Below are 24167 nucleotides of genomic sequence, written 5' to 3' on the forward strand. Positions count from 1 at the left end.
CTCCGCGGAAGCTTAAGACGGACTTGAGGTCTTCGTGCCCAGCGCTTCCGTGGGTACTTTGTAGGTCTCTTTGACCCAGATGGCCGTCACTGCGGCGGAGACGAGGCAGCAGCCCGCGGTGAAAGCGGCAACGGGCACCCAGCCGTTGGGGCCGGGTTGCACAATTGCCGCTGCGATGGTCGGCGCGAATCCGGTGACAATCAACCCGAGCTGCGAGGCTGTTGCTGCACCCGTGTATCGGATCCGGGTTTCGAACATCTCGGCCGTCATCGAGGGGCCGAGCGGATTGACCAAGCCATAACCGACCGTCATGAACATGATGGCCGTGACGAAGATCAGCGCGATCGAGCCGGCGCTGATTGACCAGAAGAATGCGAAGGCCGATGCGGCGCAGATGATGTTGCCGGCAATGAACACGGGCTTGCGGCCGATTCTGTCGGCGAGGATGCCGGCGTATGGCTGGACGATGATCCCGAGGGCCGCCGTCACGATGGTGACGGTGAGCATGAGGGCGGCGGGGATCCCGAACTTTCCAGAGTAGGCAAGCGCGAAGGCCGCGAAGATCGAGGAGACGACGCTCCATAGACCAAAGAAGATGACCTTGATGATGGTGGTCCAGTGGTCCCGCAGGACCACTTTCAGCGGAAGTTCCTTGGAGCTCTCGGATTCCTTTGCCGATTCGAACACCTCGGACTCGGGAAGGCGAAGCCGGATGTACAGGCCCACGGCCACGACAATGATGCTCGCAAGGAATGGCAAGCGCCAGCCCCAGCTCAGCAATTCAGCTTGAGGAAGGAGGGACACTGCGAGGAAGGCCAGGGAGGCGAGCATGATTCCGGCGACGGCGCCGGTGTTGACCCAACTCCCGTAGAACGCCCGCTTGTTGCTGGGTGCGTGCTCCAGTGTCATGGTGACCGCGCCAACCGATTCTCCGGCGGCGGAAGCGCCCTGCAGTGCACGCAGCAGAACGAGGAGGACAGGGGCTGCAGCGCCGATGGCTGCAGTGGGCGGCAGGCACCCGATGAGGAAGGTGGCAACCCCCATCATGACCAAGGTGAGCACCAGCATCTGGCGGCGGCCGATGCGGTCGCCGAAGTGTCCGATCACACTCGCGGCCAGCGGACGGACGAAATATCCGATTCCAATGGTCGCCATGGAAAGAAGGGTGCCCAGTGCCGGGTCGATTCCGGGGAAGAAGATCTTGTTGAAGATCAGGGCTGACGCCGAGCCGTAGATGAAGAAATCGTAGTACTCGAGCGTGCTGCCGATGAAGCTCGCGACGGCAGAACGGCGGGCATGTCCGGTGCCGGCGTGGGTGGTTGAAGGGGCGATGTCAGCGGACGGCGTCAGTGCCGTCGGCGGAACGGTGGGACCAGCGGTCATTGCGGATCTCCTGAGTGTGAAAGGGGCTTGGGGCTCGCGGTGCGGCAGGGGCTGAGTTCCGCTGAGAATTGTGGTCTGCATCACTCGTACAAAAAATAGTATGCGACATAATCCACGCCCGTCAATACAAGTGCATAATAAAATGATTGCGGTGCGGGGACTGACAGAATGGATGGGTGACGCCAGCGACTGCTTCCTCAGCTCCCGGGTTGGTCCCCGAGGCCCCCGTGGATTTTCCGCGCCCCTTGAAGGGTTCCTCTACCCAGCATCTGCTCACCACGATGCTCGGCGATTTCTGGCAAAACACGGACGAATGGATTCCCGCCAAATTGATCGCGGCTCTGGCGGCCCCGCTTGGCGTATCGCCCTCCGCCTGCGCGACGGGCCTCAGCCGCTTGGCAAGCAGGGGAGTGTTGGAACAGTCCAGCGCTGGAAGGACGTCGCGGTATCGGTTCACCCAGCGGGCCCGGGCGCGGCTGCGCATCGGATTTGAACAAGTGCGCTTGTTTGGTAGCCAAAGCAACGCCTGGGACGGCGCCTGGACGGTGATCGCTTTCTCTGTTCCCGAGTCCTCCAGGGAAATCCGCGATATGTTCCGATCGCGGCTTCGGTGGCGGGGATTCGCCCCCCTTTACGGGGCACTGTGGGTATCGCCGCGGGACCATGCCGAGGAGCTGGAAGAAAACTGCGCGTCCTTTGGCGTCGCGGATTACGTCATCTTCCGGACAGCGGACCAGACCCTGCGCGGAAAAAACCTCATCACCGCCTGGTCTCCCGAGGAGCTGGCGGAGCAGTACGCGCCCTTCATCGAGAGCTACAGTCCATGGGTGGAGAAGGTGGAGGCCGGCCTTGTGACCGCGGCAGAGGCCTTCCGCGTCCGCACGATGGCCATGGACGCTTGGCGCGCCTTTCCTTGGAACGACCCCGACCTGCCCGCGGAACTCCTCCCCGAGAATTGGCCATTGGCCGAAGCCCGCAAGATCTTCGTACAGGTGTACGACGGTCTTGCGGCTTCGGCACTGGTCCACGTCGATACGATCCTTGCCGACGCCGCACCATCCCTCGGGGGATCCGCGTCATGCATCCCTATCGAAACCGGACGCTGACCCGCCAGCAACGCTGAGGTGTCACGCACCCAGTCAGTGAATCCCTCAGGAAACGGTGCTCCGGCGGAGCTCGCTTTTGCGGATCTTTCCACTGGCCGTTCGCGGCATGTCGTCCACGAACACCACAGTCTTCGGGATTTTGTAGCGGGCCAGTCTGCCGGCCAGGTGCTCCTTGAGTTCGTCCTCGGTCAAAAAGGCTCCCTCGCGCAGAACCACCACGGCGCGTGGCACCTCTCCCCATTTCTCGTCCGGCACGCCGATGACTGCCACGCTGCCCACTGCGTCCAGTTCGCTGATCGCTTGTTCCACCTCGGCCGGGTAGATGTTCTCGCCGCCTGAGATGATCATGTCCTTGAGCCTGTCCGAGACGAAGACGAATCCTTCTGCGTCCTTGTAGCCCATGTCTCCGGACTTGAACCAGCCGCGGTCTTCATACGATTCAGCCGTGGCATCGGGCCGATTCCAGTATTCGTGGATGACGTTGGGGCCTTGGATCTGGATTTCCCCCACCACGCCCTGCTCGGCAAGGCCGCCCGCGACGTCGGCGATCCGGACGTCGCTGAAGAAGTGCGGGAGCCCGGAAGAGCCCGCCTTGTCGCGGGAACTGGCGGCGGGCAGCGTGGTGGCGCCCGGCGCCGTTTCGGTCATTCCGTAGCCGTTGGAGAAGTGCAGTCCGCGCGCTTCGTACGCTTCGAGGACGCGCATGGGAACTGCCGATCCACCGCAGGTCAGCTTGTTGAGGGAGCCGAGGTCCGACGTCGGCCAGGCCGGATGCTCGCAGAGCATCTGGTAGGTGGTGGGCACCCCGCTAATGGTGGTGGCTCTGTGCTGCTCGATGAGCTCAAGGGTGCGTTGGGGATCGAACCTCGACTCCAGGACCACGGTCCCGCCCTTGAGAAGCGTTGGCAACACTCCCATGTCGAGCGACGCTACGTGGAACATCGGCGAGATCATGAGCGCTACATCGCTGGAAGAGAAATCGAAGTCGACAATTACGTTGATGCAGTTCCAGGTGATGTTGCCGTGGGTCAGCAACGCACCCTTGGGGCGTCCCGTGGTTCCGGACGTGTAGAGGATCATGGCCCCGTCATCGAGCCCGATTTCCTCGTCCAGATGCCGGGGCGTTCCCGAGGCGACGACGTCCTCATAGTCCTCCGCCGACGTCTGGGTTTCACTTCCGGAAGCGGCGCTACTGTCGCCCACGAGGGAATCGCCGACGACGACGCGCCGGCTTACACGGGTGCCTTCCGCGCCGCTGGCCGCAAGGCCGTTGAGGCTCGCGGAGTGGATCAGTGCAACGGCCCCGCAGTCCTCAAGCTGGAAATTGATCTCCGGCGGCGCCAATCGGGTGTTGAGGGGCACGAAGATCGCGCCGAGCTCCCCACAAGCAAAAAGCGTTTCCAGGAAAGCGGGATGGTTTTCCCCGAGATAGGCCACCCTGTCGCCCTTGGCAACGCCCCCGGCTTTGAGGGCGTTGGCGAGCCTGTCCGATCGTTCCGCAAATTCCTCATAGCTGAGACGGCGGTCTCCGGAGATCAACGCAACCTTGCTTCCGGACTTCGGGCGGCGGCGCTGCAGCCATGAACCGATGCCAAAATTCTCCATGACGGTCCTTTCTGGTTCCCAAGCTAGACCCTTCCCGGCTTCAAGGCCGGACGGTCTGCAAATCGTTGTTCTTCGGTTCCCGGGTCAACAGGATGAAGATGATGGAGGTGACGGACATCGCGGCCAGGTAGAAGACCACCGAGCCGGTGTCCTGGCCCGAGTCCTTGAAGATCTGGGCCACGATCCCCGGCGTGAAGCCCGCACCGAGGAGCGTCGCGAGCTGATAACCGAGCGAGGCGCCCGTGTAGCGGGAGGCGGTGCCGAACTGCTCGGACACGAAGGCGGCCAGTGGCCCGAAAAGCGTTGAATGGATCATCAGGCCGACGGTGAAGGCGACGAAGACCAGGAGGATGTTGTTCGAGGACAACAGCTGGAACATCGGGATCAGATAGGCGATGAAGAGTATGAGTCCGCCGATCATCACGGGCCTCCGGCCCAACTTGTCGGAGAGCCTGCCGCCAAGGATCACGAAGGCGATGGAAATGAAGGAAGCAGCCGCGAAGGCGTAAAGCACGCCCTGGCGGTCGGCACCCTTGGACACCGCGAACGTGACCGCGAACGTTGCCAGCACCACCTGGAGGGCAAAGCCCGCGGCCCCGGCGAGCATGGTGAATATCAGGGTCTTGGGCCGGCGCAGCACCTGGAGGAGCGGGATGACGGGCTTCGTGGCGGCGCGATTGTCCGGGTTCCGGGCCACTCTTTCCTGCTCTGCCACCCGTTCCTGTTCGATGGCGGCTTTGAAGATGGGGCTCTCCGATACTTTCAGCCGGACGAACATGCCCACTGCAAGCAAGACAAACGAGAGCAGAAAGGGAACCCGCCAGCCCCAGGCAAGGAACTGGGAGTTTGGCAGGGCCGAGAAAGCGCCCATGATGAGGGTGCCCAGCACGGCGCCCGAGGGCGCTCCCGCATTGACGAACGAGGCAGCGAAGCCGCGCTTCCCCGATTCCGAATGCTCCAGCGCCATCAAGGCGGCTCCGCCCCACTCGCCGCCCACAGCGATGCCCTGGAAGACGCGGAGTACAACAAGCATCACGGCGCCCCACGGACCGGCCACGGAGGCGTCCGGGACCAATCCGATCAGCGCGGAAGCCAGGCCCATGACCAACATGGAGACGATGAGCATTCCCTTGCGTCCCAGCTTGTCGCCGAAGTGCCCGAAGATGACTCCACCCAGCGGACGGGCCACGTATCCTGCGGCGAAAGTCCCGTAAGCTGCCACGACGCCCACCCAGTCGTCCATTCCCGAGAAGAACACCTTGGGGAAGACCACGGCTGCGGCTGTGGCGTAGAGCAGGAAGTCGTAGTACTCGATGGTGCTGCCCAGGTAGCTGGAAGCAATGACGGTGCGTGCTTCCTTGCGCCTGGTAGCCACGTCCATGGATTGAAGCTGCGATATTTGGGACATCGTTGTTCCTTAAAGCAGGGGTGGGGGGAGAGGGCCTAGCGGCGGCTATTTGTAGAAGCGGGCGAGGAATTCGGCCACGACTGCCGGGCGTTCCTGGCCTTCGATTTCGATGGTGTTGGACACCTTGATCTGGGCTCCGCCCTTGACCTCGGTGACCTCGGCGATGGTCGCTTGCATGCGGATTCGCGCGCCCACCTTGACCGGGGAAGTGAAACGGACCTTGTCCAGGCCGTAGTTCACTTTCGTGGTGACGCCTTCGACGTCGAACAGCTCGCCCCAGAACGGGATGATGAGCGAGAGCGTGAGGAAGCCGTGTGCGATCGGGGCGCCGAACGGGCCGTCCTTGGCGCGTTCCGGATCGACGTGGATCCACTGGGCGTCTCCGGTGGCGTCAGCGAACTTGTTGATTTGTTCCTGGGTGATTTCGCGGTATTCGGTGACGCCGAGATCGGTTCCGGCGAGGGTGAGCAATTTGTCGAAGTCGACGACGAGATTGGGCACTTTGGCTCCTGGTGGTTGTGATGGATGAAGAGAGTGTGGGTTAGCGGGTAAAGGCGCTCTCGCCGGTCAGTGCGCGCCCGACGATCAGGGCGTTGATCTCGTGCGTTCCTTCGTAGGAGTAGACGGCTTCGGCGTCGGCGTGGAACCGGGCAACATCACTCTCCAGCGTGATGCCGTTGCCGCCTGCCAGCTCGCGGGCCAGGGCGACTGTTTCCCGCATGGCCAGGCAGCTTTGCATCTTGGCGAGCGCGGAGTCCTGGTCGCGGTAGATGCCGTTGGCCTGTTGCTCCGTAAGACGGACCACAAGCGAGAGCGAGGCGGTGAGGTTGCCAAGCATCCGGGCCAGCTTTTCCTGGACCAGCTGGAAGGAACCCAGCGGGCGGCCGAACTGGCGGCGCTCGCGGACGTAGCGGAGGGCTGCTTCGAAGGCGCCGGCCTGGATGCCGGTGGCGATCCAGGCGACATCGGAGCGCATGGCCCGGAGCATCGCCGCCACGTCCTTGAAGGAGTTCACGTTGTGCAGGCGCATGGATTCGGGGACCCGGACACCGTCGAGCGTGATGTGGGCGTTCTGCATCATCCGCAATGAGGTTTTCCGGTGGATCTTCTCCACAGTCACCCCGGCGGCCTGGCGGTCCACGAGGAACGCCTTGACCTGTCCGTCGGCGACGTCCCGGGCGAACACCGCGAGGACATCCGTCGTCGCGGCGCCACCGATCCAGCGCTTGGCACCGTCGAGCACCCAGGTTTCGCCGTCGCCGTCGGGACTGCGCCGTGCGGTAGTGGAGAGTCCGCCGGCAATGTCCGAGCCGGATTCCGGTTCGGTCAGGGAGAAGACGCCCTTGAGCGAGAAATCGATCACACGCGGCATCCACTCGGCTTCTTGCTCCGCTGAGGCGCCCATCCGGATGGCGGTGCGGAAGAGTCCGGCTTGCGCCGTGTACCAGGTAGCGAGCGAAGCGTCTGTGCGTGCGAGTTCGAAGATCCTGAAGCCCTGGTAGATGCCGCGGGCAGGACCGCTGTTTGTGCCCGAGGTACCGGTCAGTTCCGCCGGTTCCATCAGGTCCAGGTCGATGAGCGGCTGGGCCAACCGCGTAGGGAACTCGCCGCGCTCCCAGTAGTCGGCCAACAGCGGCTTCGCTTCGCGGTCCAGGAAATCCCGCAGTCGGCCCAGCACCCGGCGCTCGTCCTCGGTGAGGAGGGACTCGGCGTCGTAGTAGTCGCAGACGTCGTAGAGGCGTTCTGTAACCGCGGTCTCCACATGGGTTTCCAGGCTCATGTCAGCCGTCCAATCCGAGCAGCCGCACGGCATTGTCCTTGAGGATCTTGGGCCGGACCTCGTCCTTGAGCGGGAGCTCCGCGAAGGCGCCCAGCCATTTCTGCGGCGTGATGAGCGGGAAGTCCGTGCCGAAAAGGACTTTGTCCTGCAGCACCGAGTTGGACATGCGCACCAGCGACTCGGGGAAATATTTGGGGGACCAGCCGGAGAGATCGATGAACACGTTGGATTTGTGCGTGGCGATGGAGTTGGCCTCATCCTGCCAGGGCACCGAGGGGTGGGCCATGATGATCTGCAGCCCGGGGAAGTCGGCGGCCACGGCGTCGAGAAGGAGCGGGTTGGAGTAGGCAAGCTTGATGCCGTAGCCTCCAGGAAGGCCCGCGCCCATGCCGTTCTGGCCGGTGTGGAAGATGGCGGGGAGGCCCAGTTCCTGGAGGGTCTCCCAGAGTGGGTAGAACTGTTCGTTGGAGGGATCGAAGCCCTGCAGGCTCGGATGGAACTTGAAGCCGCGGGCGCCCAAGTCGATCGCCTGGTGCTTGGCGCCCTGGATGGCCTCGGTGCCGGTGCGGGGATCCACGCTGCCGAACGGGATCAGCACGTCGTTGTTCCTGGCGGCTCCCGCGATCAGTTCCGGGATGCTGTTGGGCTCGTGCTTGAGCTGGGTGCGGGCGTCCACGGTGAAGACGACGGCGGCCATGTTCAGTTCGCGGTAGACCTCGGCGATCCGGTCCAGCGAGGGCGTGCGGTCCTCGGCCTTGAAGTACTTGGCGGAAGCTTCCGTCAGGGCCGGCGGCAGGGATTCGTGGCCATGGCCGTCCACTTCGAGATGGACGTGCATGTCGATCGCATCAAGTTCTGCGGCGTCGATGCCCGGCTCGTAACGCTGTGCGGCCATGTCAGCGGACCTGAGCCGCGGCGGCTTCGGGCTGCAGTTCCGCCGGGAGCGGCAGGAATTCCTCGCCGACGCTTTGCAGCTTGTCGCCGAACAACGGGCCGAAGTTCTCCACGAGTTCCTGGTATCCCCAACCGCCTTCACGGTATTCGGTGGCGGCCGCTTCGGGGTGGGTCCAGAGCTGGAGGCGGTCACCTCCGGCGCCGATGGCCTGGCCGGTAATCCCGGCCGCTTCGTCGGAGGCGAGGAAGGCAATGAGTCCGGAGACGTCGTCGGCAGTTCCAAAGCCAAGCTCGTGGCGGAAGAAGTGCGGCATAGCTTCGCCGCGCTCGTCCGCCTCCACCGCTTTGCGGAAGTACGGGATGGTCTTGGTCATCGCCGTCGCGGCCACGGGAATGACGGCGTTGGCAGTGACGCCGGCCTTCTTCATCTCCAGTGCCCAGGTCCGGACCATGCCCACGATTCCCGCCTTCGCGGCGGCGTAGTTTGTCTGGCCGAAGTTGCCGCGCTGCCCGGTCGGGGAGCCGATGGCGATGATCCGGCCGCCGATCCCGTTCTCCTTGAAGTAGCCGAAGGCCTCGCGGGCGCACGTGAAGGTGCCGCGGAGGTGGACGTTGATGACCAAGTCGAAGTCTTCGTCCGTCATCTTCAGCAGGCTCTTGTCCCGCAGGATGCCGGCGTTGGTGACCAGGATGTCCAGGCGGCCGAATTCCGTGACGGCCGCCTTCACGAGCTGCTTAGCTGCTTCTGTGCTGCCTACGGGAGCGACGACGGCGGCCGCCCGGCCGCCGTCGGCCTCGATGGTCCGGACCGCTTCTCCGGCCACCTCGGCGTCGACGTCGTTGATGACTACCGCCGCGCCCTCACGGGCGAGTTCCCGGGCGTAGGCCAGCCCCAGTCCCCGACCGCTTCCGGTGACAATCGCTACTTTTCCTGTCAGGCTCATCGCTGCTCCTTTGCTCGATACCCGTGCATCCAAGCCTTAGGCGTGGGATGCTGTTCTGTATCCATGAGAATACGTATAGTTGTAAATGTCAACGATTTATTTTGAAGATTATTGGAGTTTGTTATGACGATCGAGGCGCAGGACGAGCAACAGGCTGCCACGAAGGACCGGCTGGTCGCCGCTCCTATCAGCCAAGACGTGGGTTTCCTGCTGGCCAAGCTCCATGCAGGCGGATCGCTCGTGAACAACCGGGCGCTTGCTGAGTTCGACCTCAAGGAGCGTTCGTACTCGGTGCTGATCCTGGCCAACAGCGGCCTGGAGCCCACCCAGCGGGAATTGGCGGACTTCCTGAGCCTTGATCCCAGCCAGATCGTCGCCTTGGTGGACGAACTTGAAAAGCGGAAGCTCGTGGCCAGGGCGCCAGGCAAGCAGGACCGCCGGGCCAAGACGGTGACTGCGACGTCGAAGGGGAGCCAGCTGCTCGCCCAAGCAGCCGTGGCGGCCCGCCACGCGGAATCCGAAGTGCTGGCCGCGCTGGACGACGGGGAAGCCGCCCAGCTCAAAGCACTGCTGCGGAAAGCGTTATGGGGTTAGTTTCCCCATCATCAGCTGCGTGACAGAGTTCACCCACGGCGTAGGACGGAACGGACTAACCGAAGCAGCGTATTCGTTGATATAGACACCACCGGTTACAGGAGGTGCACGATGAGTACGTTGCCGGAACAAGTATTTCCCGAGGACATCCCTGACGCCCCGTCGGATGACGAAGCCTTGGACGCCTACTCGCGGACAGTGATGCACGTCGCAGAGACGGTCACGCCGCATGTTGCAGCGTTGGAGATGAGCAGCGCCCGCAGAAACGGCCAGGTCAGGATCGGAAGTGGATCTGCCGTCGTGTTCACGGGGGATGGCTATATGCTGACCAACGCCCACGTAGTCTCGGGGCTCCGCTCCGGGCGGGCAATCTTCGCCGACGGAACCCATAGCGACGTCGAACTCGTCGGTGCGGATCCCTTGTCCGATCTCGCCATCGTCCGCGGGCACCACACACCGCCGCCGGCCACCTTGGGCAACGCGGAGTCACTGCACGTAGGCCAATTGGTGATCGCCGTGGGCAACCCGCTAGGACTGGCAGGATCAGTGACCGCGGGCGTCGTCAGCGGCCTCGGACGTTCCATCCCGGTCAGGTCCGGCCGGCACAGCAGGGTCATCGAGGACGTTATCCAGACCGACGCAGCGCTGAACCCGGGCAATTCCGGGGGAGCCCTGGCCGACACCAAAGGGCGGATTGTGGGGATCAACACCGCCGTGGCTGGTTTGGGCCTCGGACTCGCAGTGCCCATCAACACCACCACCCAACGGATCATCGCCGCCCTGCTGAAGGACGGCCGGGTCCGCCGGGCATACCTTGGCCTGGTGAGCACCCCTATACCTCTGGACGCGAGCGCGGTGATCCGGACAGGCCAGAAGGAAGCGCTGCGGGTGGTGGAAGTCATCGCCGGATCTCCGGCGGAGCTGGCAGGACTGCTCGCGGGCGACCTGGTCCTCAGTGCACAGTCGCGGGCGGTATCCAGCGCTGAGAGCCTTCAAAAACTCTTGTTTTCGCAGGCCATTGGGGAGCCGTTCTTCCTGACGGTCCTCCGGGACGGCAAAATCCACGCGATTGTCGCCGTGCCCAGCGAAATGACTGACGCGGATTCATGAGGAGCCGGGTCACGACGGAACCTGTCCGCTAAAAAGCCGGGGCCAAGATGGCTCCGGCTTTTTGCTACTTCTTCCGCATCCTCAAATGGGCCACTGGATCCACGGCGGCGTCGGATTCGTGCTTGGCACGCTTCACTGCCCGTTTCTCCTTGATGGTCTTGATACTCTTTTTCGTCTCGTGCTGGTGCGGCGCTTTGTCAGGCATGTCATGCTCCCTAACTACGGATCTTTCCGTGAAGATCCTGCAAAGAGGGTCCTGAAAGGCCCTCTCCTTGTAAGTTACGCCTGTTTCAGGCGAAAGCAACTGGGGGCCGGAGGCGCCAGGAACAACGCCCGAGCAACTAGGCTTCGGAAGCCGGGACGTCCACAATGCCCACGAACCGCGAGCCGATTCCTTCGTACTCGCTGCGGACCTCTCCGGGCAGGATTCCGGGAACCTCGCTGTTCCGGTGGTGGCCACAGAATACGTAGGTGAAGTCCGGCCACCATTTCTTGGGACGCGCAGCCTCGGTGTAACCGCAGACGACGCAGCTCAGGTGCACCCAAACAGGACGCTTGCCGGTGCGGTTGGCGCGCGATTGGACGAGCCACTGCGGTGGATTGTCTTGCAGCTCGCTCAGCTCGGCTTTTGAAAGCCTGGAGGGGATGCCGTGGCGTTGGGCCATTTCCATCGAAATATCAAGGGCCAGTGCGGCGTCACGTCTGCTAATCACCATTCAACGATACGGGACTTTCGCCGTGGCAGGATCGGGCAGGAATCCGAACGGGAGCGGACAAGCAGGCGTAGGCTGTGCTCATGACCGACGCAGCGGCCCTGCTGCCAAGCACTCCGCTCCAAAAGCGGGTCCTTGTTGTGGCTATTGTGGCTTCCTTCATCGCCATTTTGGATGGCTTCGTGGTGAACCTCGCGCTCCCGGCGATTGGCCGCGAACTGGGTGGTGGACTTGTCATCCAGCAATGGGTTGTGGATGCCTACCTTTTGACCCTGGGCGCGCTGATCCTGGTCGCCGGATCCCTCTCCGACCACTTCGGCCGCGCCCGCATCCTGGAATGGGGACTCGCCGGCTTCACCCTCACCTCCGTCGCGTGCGGTCTCGCCTGGAACGGGGAAGTGCTGGTGGTATCGCGGGCCCTGCAGGGGATCGCCGGTGCCCTGCTTGTCCCGAGTTCGCTCGCCATGATCGTCACGTTCTTCTCCGGGCCCGCGCAGTCCAAAGCCATCGGCCAATGGTCCGGCTGGACCAGCGCGGCTGCCATTGTCGCCCCGCTGATCGGCGGCGCATCGGTCGACCTGCTGTCCTGGCGCGTCATCTTCTTTATCAATGTGATTCCGGCAGTCGCCGTCTGGCCGATCCTCGCGGGGCTGCGGAAGTCCGATGCCGCCACGGACACAAGCAAGAAGATCGACTACCTTGGCGCGTTCCTGGCCATGGTGGGACTCGGTGGCCCGGTCTACGCTTTCATCGAACAAGGGCGCATGGGCTGGAGCAACATGGTGGTCTGGATGCCGCTCGCCATCGGAGCCGTTGGCCTGGTCCTCTTTTTGATCCACGAAGCCAGGACCCCGGAACCAATGCTGCCCCTACGGCTCTTCGGCATCCGTAACTTCGGTTGGGGAAACATCGCCACACTGGCCATTTACGGCGCCCTGTCCCTGGGCTTCTTCGCCGTAGGCATCTACTTGCAGCAAGTGGGAGGGATGAAAGCAACCACTGCGGGCATCGCGTTGCTCCCCGCGACGGTCCTCCTGATGCTCACGGCCTCATTTTTCGGCGGACTGGCCGGCAAGTACGGTCCGCGGTGGTTCATGACGGCCGGGCCGTTCATCTGTGGAGTCGGTTTTCTCATGACGTTGGCCGTCCAGGAGCCCTTGAACTACTGGACCCAAGTGCTGCCCGGGCAGATCGTCTTCGGGATCGGCCTCAGCACCTTGGTTGCGCCCCTCACCGCGGCTATCCTGGGCGCAGTACCCACTGAAGAGGCAGGGATCGGCTCCGCAGTGAACAACGCCGTGGCCCGCATCGCAGGCTTGATCTGCATCGCATTTGCCGGGCTCATCATCGGCCCGGTCTTCACCCGCCAAGGTCTCATGAATGCCGTGGTGGTCACCGCTGTGCTTTTCTTCCTAGGGGCCGTCGCATCCGCCGTCGGGATCCGGAACCCGGTGCTGGGCGCTGCGGTGATGGACTCTCCGGAAGGTCCAGCCGCCGACGACGGCGGGACGGCTGCCCAGCGCGCCTGAGGAGTACTGTCCAAGACATCGGCTTTCCAGTGACAGCTTCGTCAGCGTTCCGCGAGGACGCAGCCTTCGTGGACGGCGTCCGTGGCCACCCAGAGCGCCGAGGCGACCTCATCGGCGAGATCGTAGTCGCGGCTGCCCGGACCTTTTCCGATCCGCACCACCAGCGCACCGCCGAACGGTTTGCGGCCAATCACCTCGATGCTGGCATCGAGGTCGATTTCCTCGGCAGACAGGTACCGCAGCAGCTCCGGGTTTTCGTCGCTGATCCGGGTGATCTTCCCGGAATGGCCGTCGTCGAGCTCGATCATCCGGTGCGCATGCGGCAGGCTCACCGAACCGTCCGCAGCGGGGATGGGGTCACCATGGGGATCGCGTCCGGGGTTGCCCAGCTTGGCGGCCATGCGATCGATGAAGGTGTCCGAGACGGCGTGCTCGAGCATCTCGGCCTCGTCGTGGACTTCATCCCAGCTGTAGCCCAATTCCCTCACGAGGTAGGTCTCGATCAGGCGGTGCCGGCGGACCATCCCCAGGGCCAGCTGCATGCCCCGGGGGGTCAAAGTAATGGCGCTGTAGGGCTGGTGGTCCACCAGGCCTTGGTCCTTGAGTTTGCGGACCATCTCAGAGACGGAGGAATTGGCGACACCGAGCCGCTGCGCGAGCTGTGAGGACGTGATGGGTTTGTCCTGCCACTCCGTAAAGGAGTAGATGACCTTGACGTAGTCCTCGATCGAGGAGGAGGGCGCACTGGTCTTCACGGTTCCAAGCCTATCGCGTACCGGCCGAATCAGACTTTCCGCGCCCGCCAGCTCTGCGTGAGATAAGGCAACGGGATGACCTCGCCCTCGGCATGGCCCAGATGTTCGAAGAGGTACCACTGAAGGTTGCCCATGACCTTGGCCCGGGTGGCGTCATTCGCCCTCAGGTAGTAGCTGCGCGACTTCACGAGTTCGAGGATATCGGCCGGAGTCACCGGATCCTCCCAACGTGTCACGTGACTTTCGAGGCCCGCGAACTCCGGGCCCACCACAGGCCGGAAGTCCGGTTTGTGGACATCGCCGGCATGCATGATGCGGGTCAATCGATGGACCCAGGGCACCGAAGTGTCCATTTGGTTCCAGATCAAGCCGATAGTGCCCTTGGGTCGAAGGATCCGGGCGATCTCGGTGCTCGCGGCGAGGGGATCGCACCAGTGCCAGGCCTGGGCAACGCTGACGACGTCGAATGCTGAGTCCGCCAGTCCAGTTGCCTCGGCAAAGCCCTCCAGGGCGATCACTTGTGGATACGTTTTGCGCAGCTGCGTGAGCATGTCCGTGGAGGGGTCCACTGCGGACACCGCCAGCCCGCGCTCGACGAAGAGCGCGGTGAACTTTCCGGTGCCGGCGCCGATGTCTGCCGCGTCCCGGGCGCCTTCCGGCAGCAGCCAGTCGGCCGAATCCGCAGGGTAGCCGGGCCGGACACGATCATAGTGTTCTCCGCCGTCCTGGAAACTCCGGCCGAGTTCAAGGCGCCGTTCCTCATAGAGCTTGGGGCCGGCTGACGTGCCTTTGGGTCGCGGGGCCACGCAGGAACTCCTTCGTAGGACAGGAAAAATACCCTACGAATCTACCGCAATCAGTCGGTGCTGCAGGGAGCCGCTCCCGCGGTCCCGGGAGTGTTGGGAGCCCACTCCGGATAGCTGCGGTGGTCGTTCGCCGGCACCCAGCGGCCGGCATCCACCACGTAGTCCCAGCTGAGGCCGTTGCTCTTGAGCGCCTGGATGCCCGCAATGAGCCGGGTGGCGTCTTCCAAGCGCGAGCCCACGCCGAAACTGGCTCGAAGTGATCCGGAGGGCAGGCCGAGGCGCTTGAGCAGCGGGTGGGCGCAAAAGCGTCCGTCGCGCAGGCCAATGCCGTGCTCGGCCGCAAGATAGGCAGCCACAAGTCCGGCGTCGTAGCCCTGGAGCGAGAAGTTCACGACGCCGATGGTGTCCTGGGGATCCGTGTCGCTGAAGATCTGGTGCACGGTCACGCCGTCGATTTGCTTGAGGCCCTCGACCAGATGTGAGCGGATGGCTGCCTCGTGGGCGTGCCATTCATCGTGGTCGAGGCTGGCGATGACCTGCGTTGCCCGGGCGAGTGTGGCCGCGCCGAGTACGTTCGGCGAGCCGCCTTCGTGCCTGGCCGGTCCTGTGGCCCAGCTGACCGAATCGAGGCGCGCTTCGCGGACGGCGCCGCCTCCGGCCAGGTGCGGTGTGCCGGCGTCGAGCCAGTCGGGACGGCCCACCAGGACACCTGCGCCAAACGGTGCATAGAGCTTGTGCCCAGAGAAAACCAAGTAGTCGACATCCGCTGCGGCGATGTCGATTCTGCGGTGCGGGGCGAGTTGCGCCGCGTCCACCACAATCCGCGCCCCGAATTCGTGGGCCAAGGCTGCGAGTTCCTTGATGGGCAGGATTTCGCCGGTCACGTTTGACGCGCCGGTGACAGCCAGAAGGCTGACGCCGCCGTGGGAGAGCGCTGTGCGGACATTGGCGACGGTCTCGGACAACGTTCCCGCGGCAACGATGCTGCGGTGGGGGACACTTTGCCACGGGAGGAGATTGGCGTGGTGCTCGATGTCCAGGTAAAGGACTTCGCCAATGTGTCGACCGCCCTCCACTGGCAGGCAGCCGGCCAGTAGATTGAGGGAATCGGTGGTGTTGCGCGTGAAAATGACCGAATCGTCCGGCCGGCCGCCAACGAAGTCACGGACGATGTTGCGGGCGTTTTCATAGACCGAGGTGCTGATTTGGGAGGCATAGCCTGCGCCGCGGTGGACGCTCGCGTAGTACGGCAGGATCTCGTTAAGGTACGCGGAAACCACCGTCAGGGCAGGTGCGGAAGCGCCGTAGTCAAGGTTGGCGTAGCGGATGTGGCCGCCCTGGATCAAGGGTGCCTGCAACTCCGCGCCGGTGACCGCGGCGAGCGGGCGCGATGCCCGGGGGAGGGTTTCACCACGGTGCTGTGCAGATTCCTTGTTCAGCGAAAGAGCCGGGGAAGTAAATGTGGCTGTGCTCATGGGACCTCACTCAAGAGGGACCCCTGCGTGCAGGGGGTCCGCGCTTGCCGCATCCGTTCCGGACCGGCCGGGTCGTCACCCGGGGCACCCCGCCGCGATGGAGGGTTGCCGGCCAGCAAACCGGGGTTTCGCGCTGGCACTCGTGACCTGTAAAGAGCGTAGGACACTGGCAAGGCTCATTCCAATGTGACCGGCGATTGTTAAGCGGATTATTACACCGCCGGAAAAGTGTGCCTTCTGCCGAAGAAAAAGCGGCGGACACCCCCAAAAGTGGGCGTCCGCCGTCGTTTATTCAGTGGAGAGGGTGGGCTAGAGGAGGTCGTCGAGCTCGGGGTTGAGCCTCTTGAGGACCTCGGAGTGCAGGATCGAGTTAGTGGCCACGGCGTTTCCGCCGAAGGGACCATCCGCACCGTCCAGGGACGTGAAGCGCCCGCCGGCTTCCGTCACGATCGGCACCAAAGCCGCCATGTCGTAGACCTGGAGTTCCGGCTCGGCGGCGATGTCCACGGCGCCCTCGGCCACGAGGCAGTAGGACCAGAAATCGCCGTACGCACGGCTGCGCCAGACATCGTTCTCGAGGCCCAGGAAGTTGTCCAGCTTACCGTGCTGCTTCCACTCGGAAAGCTCGGAGTAGGAAAGCGAGGCGTCTTCAAGCCGCGACACGTTGGAAACCTTCAGCCGGGTGGCTGCGGCCAGGGATCGGCCCATGTAGGCGCCCGAGCCCTTGGCCGCCCACCAACGCTTGCCGAGCGCCGCAGCGCTCACGAGCCCCACTACTACCTCGCCCTCGTCCACGAGGGCGATCAACGTAGCCCAGACGGGCACGCCACGCACGAAGTTCTTGGTCCCGTCGATGGGATCGATGATCCAACGCCTCGAGCCGTGGCCCGTGCTGCCGAATTCTTCCCCGAGGACGGCGTCGCGGGGGCGGGAACGGGAGAGCTGCCCGCGGATTGCTTCTTCGGCGGCTTTGTCGGCATCGGTGACGGGGCTCAGGTCGGGTTTGGTCTCGACCTGGAGGTCCAGTGCCTTGAACCGCTCCATTGTCAGGGAATCGACGGAGTCGGCCAGGACGTGTGCCAGCCGCAGGTCGTCATTGTAGCTCGAATCGGGTTGGGTCATGGTTCCAAACTACCGTCTTTTCGCGGGTGAGCCGGGGAGGTAGGACGGCAAGCGCGCAGTTAGTTGACCGTACCCAATTCCTTGGTCTCCTGGGCTTCCATGCGCGGGTCCGCGCCGAGGAGCCGGCGCAACGACGCCAAGCGGGCCGGGCCTGCCTCGCCGGCGTGGCCGTCGGCGACCCAGGAATCCAGTCCGCATCGAACCGCGGAGGCATCGTGCTTGCAGCCTCGCTCGCACATTTCGGTTCCGGGTTCCAGATCCGGGAAGGCATGCAGGATGCGGTCCGGGTTCACGTGGGCGAGGCCGAAGGAGCGGATGCCGGGCGTATCGATGATCCAGCTGCCGCCGGGGGCGTCGCTGAGCTTCAGTGCAAGGGCAGAGGACGAGGTGTGCCGTCCGCGCCCCGTCACGGCGTTGACCCCGCCCGTGGCGCGCTCGGCGCCGGTGAGGGCATTCACCATGGTGGACTTCCCGACGCCGGAATGGCCGAGGAGCACGGTGACCTTGCCGTCGAGGTAGTCCCGCAATTGGCCGACGGAGTCACCGTCGAGGCGGGCGGACAAGCCGTCGTCGGAACGGGCGTCGATGCCGGAGGCCCCTGCGTCGGCCGTCCGGCTGATGATGATGGGGAAACCCAGGCTCACATAGTTGGCAAGGAGTTCCGTTGGATCCTTGACGTCCGCTTTGGTAACGAGCAGCAGCGGCTCGATTCCGGCGTCGTACGCTGCCACCAAGGCGCGGTCGATGAATCCGGTGCGCGGCTCCGGGTTGGCGGCTGCGACCACCACCACGAGCTGGTCGGCGTTGGCGACGACGGCCCGTTCGATCGGATCCGTGTCATCGGCACTTCGCCGCAGGAGGGTCTTGCGCTCCTCGACGCGCACGAGGCGGGCGAGGGTGTCCGGGGCTCCGGACACATCGCCGACAAGCGCCACGAAGTCTCCGGGAACCACGGGGGAGCGCCGGAGTTCCCGGGCACGGGCCGCGATGACGATGCGCTCGTTGTCCGAGCTTTCGTCCACTATCGCGGTGTAGCGCCCGCGGTCGACCGTAATGATGCGCCCGATCACGGCGTCGTCGTGGCTGGGGCGGTCCTTCGTGCGGGGGCGTGTGCCCTTCTTGTTGGGGCGGATCCGGACATCGGACTCATCCCAGGAGCTTGCGTCGCGGGCCATCTTTAGTTGCTTGTCTCCGTTGAAACGGTGTCCGCGCCCGCTGGGCCGGCACTGAGCATCGATGCCCAGATTTGCGGAAATTCGGGCATGGTCTTGGAGGTCGTCGCGATGTCTTCAACCTGGACACCCTCGACGGCGAGCCCAAGGATGGCGCCCGCGGTAGCCATGCGGTGGTCGGCATAGCTGTGCACGACGCCGGCGTGCAGCGTCGCGGGCCGGATCACCAAGCCGTCGCTGGTTTCCTCGGCGTCGCCGCCAAGCCGGTTGATTTCGGCGACCAAGGCAGCCAGCCTGTCCGTTTCGTGGCCCCGCAAATGAGCGATGCCGGTGAGCCGGGAAGGGCTGGTTGCCAGGGCGCACAATGCCGCAACGGTAGGGGCGAGTTCGCTGGTTTCGTCGAAGTCCGCGCCCAGGATCTCCGGTCCGCCGGTGACTGTCAGCGTGCCGTTGTCCAGCGTGACAGTGGCACCCATGGTGGCGAGGATGTCCCGCCAGAGATCCCCGACTTGCGTGGTGTTGGCTGGCCAGTTGGGGATCCGGACAGTTCCCTTCGTGGCCAACGCCGCGGCGAGGAAGGGACCCGCGTTGGACAGATCCTGCTCGATCCTCTCGTCGAACGCCTGGATGGCACCGGGGGCGACGCGCCAATGGTTTGGCACGGAGTCATCCACCTGCACTCCGACGCCGCGCAGGACCGACACGGTCATGTTGATGTGGTCAAGGCTCGGCACGGGCTTGCCGACATGCTCCAGGTGAAGGCCCTCATCGAACCGGGCCCCGACCAGCAACAGGGCGGAGACGAACTGCGAAGAAGCGCTCGCATCGATGACCAGGTGGCCACCGCGGACAGAGCCCGTGCCGGATACTTTGAACGGCAGGGAGCTCGCCGCGGGGCCGTCCAGTGCGCTGACTTCCACCCCGAGTGTCCGGAGGGCTTCGATAATGGTGCCCATGGGACGTTGGCGTGCGTGGGGATCGCCGTCGAACACCGAAGCGCCGTTGCGGAGGGCCGCGAGCGGCGGCACAAAGCGCATGACCGTGCCGGCCAGGCCGCAGTCGATGGCGGTCTCTGATGCGGCAGCGGCCGGGTCGATGGGGGTGACTTCAAGGTCCGGGCCGTAGTGTCCATCGCCGGGAACCTCGGTAATGGTGGCGCCGAGCTGGCGCAGGGCCTCGACCATCAGAGCGGAATCCCGCGAATGCAAGGGCGCCCGCAGCCTGCTTGGGCCGTTGGCCAATGCCGCCAGGACCAGATAGCGGTTGGTCAGGGACTTCGAACCAGGAACCGTGACCGTGGCATCCACAGGGTGGCTGGCGAAGGGTGCCGGCCACAAGGGGAGTGCGGAGGTGGTGGTGCTCCCTGAATCGTCTGTCTGCGTGGCGGGGGTTCCTGGCATGCTTCCTTATGCTCCAACTGCGTTGTCTACGGCCTTGCGGACGGCCCGGTCTGTCTTCTTGAACTGCTTGCCCGTGGCCTTCTTGGCATCCATGGCGAGGTGTTCGGCGCGCCAAGCCAGGCTCGGTTTGCCCGCGGTATCGACGGCGGCAAGGAAAACGCCACCCGTCAGCGAAATGTTCTTGAGCAACTGGGCTCGGCGGGCGTGCCGGCCTTCCTTGGTGCTGATGTCGGCAGAACGCCACTCAACAAAGGTATTCAGGACCGAGATGCCGGCAAGCAGGCTTGCCGAGAACCGGGAACATTTTCCGAGGGCCAGCAAGGCGCCGGCCCCAACTTGCGCGCCGCCGATGACTCGCGCCAGCACCTTCTCGTCCGCCGGGAAAGGCAATGACTCGGAAGCGCGGCGGAGCAGGGGAGAGAGCTGTTTGGCAGTGTCATCCGCGTTCTTGAGCTTGTCCAGCCCTGCGACGACAAAACTGGAAGCCAACATTGGCCTGGCGAGAAAACGGACGAGGGACATGTTTTGCCTCCTGGATGGCTTGCCACAGTGTTCAGGTGGTGTTGCGTTCAAGTGGTGCGGTGTTCACGGGGTGCAGTCGGATCTAGTCTTGCATCTTTGCGGAATATTTGCCCGGAGCCTGCCGTTGTCAAGAGAAGGTGCGGTATGGGCTGGACCTTGGAATGTGGCGCGTGAGTTGTGCCGCGCGGTCATGTCGTTTGAGTGGAGATGGTTTTTTGGCCTTGGTTAAGGACCGCGAGGGACACTTGGCGCTTGGGCGGGAGCTGCCGAGGGACTCCCGGACGGTGACAGTAGACTTGGATGCAATGAGCACCATGGATCCGGCCGCAGCGGCCATGTACAAAGCAGCGACTGAAGTCACGGACGCAACGTCCGACGGCGACGCAACTGTTGAGGCCGACGTCGAGATTGCAGTGGACTTCGCAACCGAGACCCCCGAGCAACGGAGGGCGCGCTTCGAACGCGACGCCATGCAGTATGTCGACCAGCTCTATTCGGCTGCCATGCGCATGGCCAGGAATCCGTCCGACGCCGAGGACCTGGTCCAGGAGGCCTACACCAAGGCCTTCTCCGCCTTCCACCAGTACAAGCCGGGAACCAACCTCAAGGCGTGGCTGTACCGCATCCTGACCAACACTTACATCAACCTCTACCGGAAGCGGCAGCGCGAACCGTTGCAGTCGAATTCGGACACCATCGAAGACTGGCAGTTGGCGCGGGCGGAATCCCATACGTCCGCGGGGCTGCGCTCTGCGGAGGCGGAGGCACTGGATCATTTGCCGGACTCGGACGTGAAGAGCGCCTTGCAGTCCATTCCGGAGGAATTCCGGCTCGCGGTGTACTTCGCTGACGTCGAAGGCTTCGCATACAAGGAAATATCAGACATCATGAATACCCCGATCGGGACGGTCATGTCCCGGCTTCATCGCGGCAGGAAAATGTTGCGCGATCTGCTGGCGGACTATGCCGCAGAACGGGGAATCAGCGCCGGCGCGGAAGAAAAGGCCTTGGCCGTGGGCGCGGCCACAAGCAAAAAACAGGAGAAAAGGAAATGAGCTGCCAAGGATTGGGCGACTGCGACGATGCTCGGATGCAGCGTATCTACGAGTACCTCGATGGTGCGTTGACCCGCGAGGACATCGCAGAGATCAAAGTGCATCTGGAAGACTGCCCGGAGTGCACCGAGCAATACGACCTTGAATGCGTCATCCGCACCGTGGTCAAGCGCTCCTGTACGGAAGCGGCTCCTGAGAATCTCAAGAACTCGATCCTGGACAGGATCCACGCTATGAAGTCCGTGGACGTGTAAGAGCCTTAAACGGCAAGGGCCCCGGAAACCTGATGGTTTCCGGGGCCCTCCGCATTAAGTCTTACGCTAAGCCGCTGGCTTAGGTGTTGGGACGCTTGCCGTGGTTTGCGCCGCCGCGCTTACGGTCACGACGCTTACGTGCACGCTTGCTCATAGCTGGCCTCCTTAGATTCTTGATACTCAATAAAGCTGCCCTCCAGTCTCCCACATCACGGGGCCGCCCCGCGAACCGTGCCGGCCAGCCCCGCGGGATTTCGGACTCAGCCGCGCAGGGAATTCCGGATGGAGATCCTGGCCTGGTCCAGGACGGTGCGCACGGTTTCGAGGGCAATCGGAGTCAGGGCCTTGGATCCGGCGTGCTGCCGCAGCTCCACGCGTATGTCATCGCGGAAGGACTGGACCATCATTTCGGCTTCCTTCAGGATGCGGTGTCCCTCCGGAGAGTAGCTTCCGGCCCATGACTGGAATTCCGCGGACTTCGCATTGGCTCGCGCGGCTTCGGCAGTCGCGGCCAGGTCTGCACGCAAGCCGCGCATGTTGCTGCGGATGTCGTCGCGGAGATTGTCGGCCAACCGCCGCACGGAGGCGGAGATGTTGTCCTCGACGTCGGCCAGTTCCTGCCGCCGGCTGTTGAGTTCCGCCAGTCCGGCCGCGGTGATGGAGTAGTTGGTGCGGCGCCCGTCGCTGCTGGTGGCAACGAGTCCTTCTTCCTCGAGTTTGCCAAGGCGCGGGTAGATGGTTCCGGCACTGGGGGAGTAGGTCCCGCCGAAGCGTTCGCCGAGGGCCTTGATGAGCTCGTAGCCGTGCTTGGGGCCCGATTCCAGGAGTGCCAGCAGGTAGAGCCGGAGGGCTCCGTGGGCAAAGACGGGCGGCATCAGGCTTCCTCTTCTCCGGGGACTGAGGGCGTTGTTCCAGGTGTTGGCGCACTGCCATGGATGATGGAGGTCTTTCCGGACACGGAATTGGTACGTGCCACCATGAGCCGCTCGTCAGGGCCAACGATGGTCTGGACCCTGCCGCCTGACTGCGCGTAGAGCTGGTCATCGATCATCACAGTGCCACCGGCCGTTTTGGCCACGATGTCCACGCCCACATCATGCGGCAGGCGGATGGTGAGGTCGCCTGAAACGGAATTGGCTCCGAAGTCCTGGGTGTAGCCGTGAAGGTCGAAGCTGAGGTCGCCGCTGACGGTATTGGCCCGGATATTCTTGAAACGGCCCGAAGCCGTCACTTCGCCCGAGACGCTCTTGGCGGTCATGACGCCGTCGTGGTTCCGGGCGATGACTTCACCGCTGACGGTGTTGACGTGGAGCTCGCCCCGCGTGCCGTCCGCGAGGACTGACCCGGAAACTGTATTGAGGCGGATATGACCGCTGACGCCCGACACCATGCCGTCGCCGCCCACGGTTCCTGCTTCGACGTCGACGCCGGCTGGCAGCGCGATGCTGATGACGATCGTGTTGGTGCTGGTGTTGTTGACGGTTCCCATCAGGTTGCGGAACCAGCCCTGGGGGCCGTGCAACTGGTGGCGGACTTCGAGCCGGCCGTCAATGAGGCTGACGCTCAGTGGATCGCCGGCGATCTCCGAGACTTCGATCCTGGTGATTGCTTCGTCGTGCGTGACGACGTCGAAGCGGCCCTTGACGATCCCCAGCTTGAGTGAGCGGACGCCGTCGACGTCGATGGTCTGCGGACCGGTAACGGTCCAGTTTTCTTCTGACATGACCCCTCCATTGCTGCACTGCGGACATTGCGATATATCGCGTTTATGCACACACGATATATCGCGAAATTGAAGTTGGCAATGGGTCTTGCGTGGGAGAAAGGGCGTCTCCGGCCGCGGCTATTCCGGCTGGGCGATCCTCAGCCACTGGAACCAGCCGCGGTGCAACACGAGCCAGGCCATGAGGCCGTAGCCCGCCTGGCCCGGGGTGCCGCCATTCGCAGCGAGGTCCGTGCGCCATTGTTCGTGGTTGAGCAACGGTGAGAACGTGTCGACGTAGTGGTGGTTGCGGCGGGTTGTGACGTCCGCAAATGCCGCGTTGAGATCCGCGATCCTACGGTTCTTGGCCGGGTCCAGCGTGGGCGGCGGACCGACGACGAATACTTCGATGTTGCTTTGGGACGCCCCGTCCAGGATATTGGCCAGATTGAGGCGGCTGCGTGCTGTGGAGACACCGAATTCGATGTCGCGGCCGGACAGGCCGATCACCAGGCGGTTTTCGTGGACGTTGCTGAAGCGTCTCCCGGCTTCGTCGAGCCAGCGCGCCGCAAGGCCTTCTGTGCCCTCCATGGGGCAGGGAAGAGAGTAGCTCTCCACAAGGACGGAGTCCTGGGGAGTCCGCGCAAGAACCCTGCCGAGCCAGCCCAAGGCCCGGGGATCACCGAGCCCGGCGAGTAGTTCATCACCAACAGCTGCGATGCGCAGCTTCCTGTCTTCCACAGTTACCTCTTCACCAAACGTTGCGGTCCTTGCACTGTGCCCGGCCGGGCGGCTTGATCACCGGACACTTGTTCCATTAAACAGAACTGCCCGGCTG

The 24167-nt window shown here is 63.8% G+C and carries 26 protein-coding genes and 1 riboswitch; of the genes, 6 read left to right on the forward strand and 20 right to left on the reverse strand.

Annotated features, from left to right (window positions below):
• Positions 1–12 precede the first annotated feature (12 nt).
• Positions 13–1383 (reverse strand): MFS transporter, encoded by a 1371-nt coding sequence (locus AB4074_RS00755; RefSeq protein ID WP_441411684.1) that lies wholly within the window; start codon positions 1381–1383, stop codon positions 13–15.
• A gap of 176 nt (positions 1384–1559) precedes the next feature.
• Between AB4074_RS00755 and AB4074_RS00760 the strand changes: the two genes are divergently transcribed.
• Complete coding sequence (locus AB4074_RS00760; RefSeq protein ID WP_441411685.1) at positions 1560–2489, forward strand: PaaX family transcriptional regulator; 930 nt, start codon at positions 1560–1562, stop codon at positions 2487–2489.
• A 45-nt stretch (positions 2490–2534) separates the two neighbouring features.
• Here AB4074_RS00760 and AB4074_RS00765 read toward each other — a convergent pair whose 3' ends face one another.
• The 6 genes from AB4074_RS00765 to AB4074_RS00790 are packed head-to-tail and all read right to left on the reverse strand — an operon-like array spanning position 2535 to position 9120.
• Entirely contained in the window at positions 2535–4094 is a 1560-nt protein-coding gene (locus tag AB4074_RS00765) for an acyl-CoA synthetase (protein ID WP_441411686.1), read from the reverse strand.
• A 40-nt stretch (positions 4095–4134) separates the two neighbouring features.
• On the reverse strand, positions 4135–5502 hold the full coding sequence (locus tag AB4074_RS00770; RefSeq protein ID WP_441411687.1) for an MFS transporter: 1368 nt from the start codon (positions 5500–5502) through the stop codon (positions 4135–4137).
• A gap of 45 nt (positions 5503–5547) precedes the next feature.
• The gene (locus tag AB4074_RS00775) at positions 5548–6003 is read right to left on the reverse strand and encodes a MaoC family dehydratase (RefSeq protein WP_441411688.1); all 456 of its coding nucleotides are present in this window, start codon (positions 6001–6003) and stop codon (positions 5548–5550) included.
• 40 nt (positions 6004–6043) lie between these two features.
• A complete protein-coding gene (locus AB4074_RS00780) occupies positions 6044–7282 on the reverse strand; it encodes an acyl-CoA dehydrogenase family protein (RefSeq protein ID WP_441411689.1) in 1239 nt (412 codons plus the stop codon).
• 1 nt (position 7283) lies between these two features.
• Positions 7284–8177, reverse strand: a complete 894-nt coding sequence (locus AB4074_RS00785) for an amidohydrolase family protein (RefSeq protein ID WP_441411690.1) — start codon at positions 8175–8177, stop codon at positions 7284–7286.
• 1 nt (position 8178) lies between these two features.
• Entirely contained in the window at positions 8179–9120 is a 942-nt protein-coding gene (locus tag AB4074_RS00790; RefSeq protein WP_441411691.1) for an SDR family NAD(P)-dependent oxidoreductase, read from the reverse strand.
• Positions 9121–9243: 123 nt separating this feature from the next.
• Here AB4074_RS00790 and AB4074_RS00795 point away from each other — a divergent pair, with 123 nt between their 5' ends.
• The gene (locus AB4074_RS00795) at positions 9244–9714 is read left to right on the forward strand and encodes a MarR family winged helix-turn-helix transcriptional regulator (protein WP_441411692.1); all 471 of its coding nucleotides are present in this window, start codon (positions 9244–9246) and stop codon (positions 9712–9714) included.
• 111 nt (positions 9715–9825) lie between these two features.
• Positions 9826–10824 carry a S1C family serine protease gene (locus AB4074_RS00800; protein ID WP_441411693.1) on the forward strand — a complete coding sequence of 333 codons (999 nt, stop codon included), beginning with the start codon at positions 9826–9828 and terminating at the stop codon, positions 10822–10824.
• Positions 10825–10888: 64 nt separating this feature from the next.
• Here AB4074_RS00800 and AB4074_RS00805 read toward each other — a convergent pair whose 3' ends face one another.
• Both AB4074_RS00805 and AB4074_RS00810 read right to left on the reverse strand, forming a co-directional pair.
• Positions 10889–11029 (reverse strand): hypothetical protein, encoded by a 141-nt coding sequence (locus AB4074_RS00805; protein WP_234747959.1) that lies wholly within the window; start codon positions 11027–11029, stop codon positions 10889–10891.
• A 136-nt stretch (positions 11030–11165) separates the two neighbouring features.
• Positions 11166–11540 (reverse strand): hypothetical protein, encoded by a 375-nt coding sequence (locus tag AB4074_RS00810; RefSeq protein ID WP_441411694.1) that lies wholly within the window; start codon positions 11538–11540, stop codon positions 11166–11168.
• A gap of 74 nt (positions 11541–11614) precedes the next feature.
• On the opposite strand from AB4074_RS00810, the gene AB4074_RS00815 reads away from it, so the two are divergent.
• A complete protein-coding gene (locus AB4074_RS00815; RefSeq protein WP_441411695.1) occupies positions 11615–13066 on the forward strand; it encodes an MFS transporter in 1452 nt (483 codons plus the stop codon).
• A gap of 41 nt (positions 13067–13107) precedes the next feature.
• Here the strand turns inward: AB4074_RS00815 and AB4074_RS00820 are convergent, their stop codons facing one another.
• The 7 genes from AB4074_RS00820 to AB4074_RS00850 all read right to left on the reverse strand — a co-directional run bounded on the left by AB4074_RS00820 (position 13108) and on the right by AB4074_RS00850 (position 20318).
• On the reverse strand, positions 13108–13821 hold the full coding sequence (locus tag AB4074_RS00820) for a metal-dependent transcriptional regulator (protein ID WP_441411696.1): 714 nt from the start codon (positions 13819–13821) through the stop codon (positions 13108–13110).
• A 29-nt stretch (positions 13822–13850) separates the two neighbouring features.
• On the reverse strand, positions 13851–14627 hold the full coding sequence (locus AB4074_RS00825; RefSeq protein WP_441411697.1) for a class I SAM-dependent methyltransferase: 777 nt from the start codon (positions 14625–14627) through the stop codon (positions 13851–13853).
• Between the two features lie 50 nt (positions 14628–14677).
• Positions 14678–16102: an aminotransferase class V-fold PLP-dependent enzyme gene (locus AB4074_RS00830; protein WP_441411698.1), complete on the reverse strand. Its 1425-nt coding sequence runs from the start codon at positions 16100–16102 to the stop codon at positions 14678–14680.
• A gap of 35 nt (positions 16103–16137) precedes the next feature.
• A riboswitch (SAM riboswitch) is annotated at positions 16138–16250 on the reverse strand.
• Positions 16251–16411: 161 nt separating this feature from the next.
• A complete protein-coding gene (hisN, locus tag AB4074_RS00835; RefSeq protein ID WP_441411699.1) occupies positions 16412–17224 on the reverse strand; it encodes a histidinol-phosphatase in 813 nt (270 codons plus the stop codon).
• Positions 17225–17283: 59 nt separating this feature from the next.
• Entirely contained in the window at positions 17284–18399 is a 1116-nt protein-coding gene (rsgA, locus tag AB4074_RS00840; protein ID WP_441411700.1) for a ribosome small subunit-dependent GTPase A, read from the reverse strand.
• Between the two features lie 2 nt (positions 18400–18401).
• Positions 18402–19796, reverse strand: coding sequence for a 3-phosphoshikimate 1-carboxyvinyltransferase (gene aroA / locus AB4074_RS00845; RefSeq protein ID WP_441411701.1), 1395 nt, complete (start codon positions 19794–19796; stop codon positions 18402–18404).
• 6 nt (positions 19797–19802) lie between these two features.
• Entirely contained in the window at positions 19803–20318 is a 516-nt protein-coding gene (locus AB4074_RS00850) for a DoxX family protein (RefSeq protein ID WP_441411702.1), read from the reverse strand.
• 215 nt (positions 20319–20533) lie between these two features.
• Here AB4074_RS00850 and AB4074_RS00855 point away from each other — a divergent pair, with 215 nt between their 5' ends.
• Entirely contained in the window at positions 20534–21373 is an 840-nt protein-coding gene (locus tag AB4074_RS00855) for a sigma-70 family RNA polymerase sigma factor (RefSeq protein ID WP_441411703.1), read from the forward strand.
• Entirely contained in the window at positions 21370–21627 is a 258-nt protein-coding gene (gene rsrA / locus AB4074_RS00860; protein WP_028264789.1) for a mycothiol system anti-sigma-R factor, read from the forward strand. Before AB4074_RS00855 ends, rsrA begins: the two co-directional genes overlap by 4 nt.
• 79 nt (positions 21628–21706) lie before the next feature.
• Here rsrA and AB4074_RS00865 read toward each other — a convergent pair whose 3' ends face one another.
• The 4 genes from AB4074_RS00865 to AB4074_RS00880 form a co-directional block, all read right to left on the reverse strand.
• The gene (locus AB4074_RS00865) at positions 21707–21781 is read right to left on the reverse strand and encodes a 50S ribosomal protein bL37 (RefSeq protein ID WP_369299106.1); all 75 of its coding nucleotides are present in this window, start codon (positions 21779–21781) and stop codon (positions 21707–21709) included.
• A gap of 106 nt (positions 21782–21887) precedes the next feature.
• Positions 21888–22502, reverse strand: coding sequence for a PadR family transcriptional regulator (locus tag AB4074_RS00870; RefSeq protein WP_234747938.1), 615 nt, complete (start codon positions 22500–22502; stop codon positions 21888–21890).
• The gene (locus AB4074_RS00875) at positions 22502–23350 is read right to left on the reverse strand and encodes a DUF4097 family beta strand repeat-containing protein (RefSeq protein ID WP_441411704.1); all 849 of its coding nucleotides are present in this window, start codon (positions 23348–23350) and stop codon (positions 22502–22504) included. The genes AB4074_RS00870 and AB4074_RS00875 overlap by 1 nt, the downstream gene beginning before the upstream one ends.
• A 120-nt stretch (positions 23351–23470) precedes the next feature.
• The gene (locus AB4074_RS00880; protein ID WP_236811788.1) at positions 23471–24070 is read right to left on the reverse strand and encodes a GDSL-type esterase/lipase family protein; all 600 of its coding nucleotides are present in this window, start codon (positions 24068–24070) and stop codon (positions 23471–23473) included.
• Between the last annotated feature and the right edge of the window lie 97 nt (positions 24071–24167).

It is taken from the genome of Arthrobacter sp. 2MCAF14 (genome assembly GCF_052115645.1).
Taxonomy (GTDB): Bacteria; Actinomycetota; Actinomycetes; order Actinomycetales; family Micrococcaceae; genus Arthrobacter.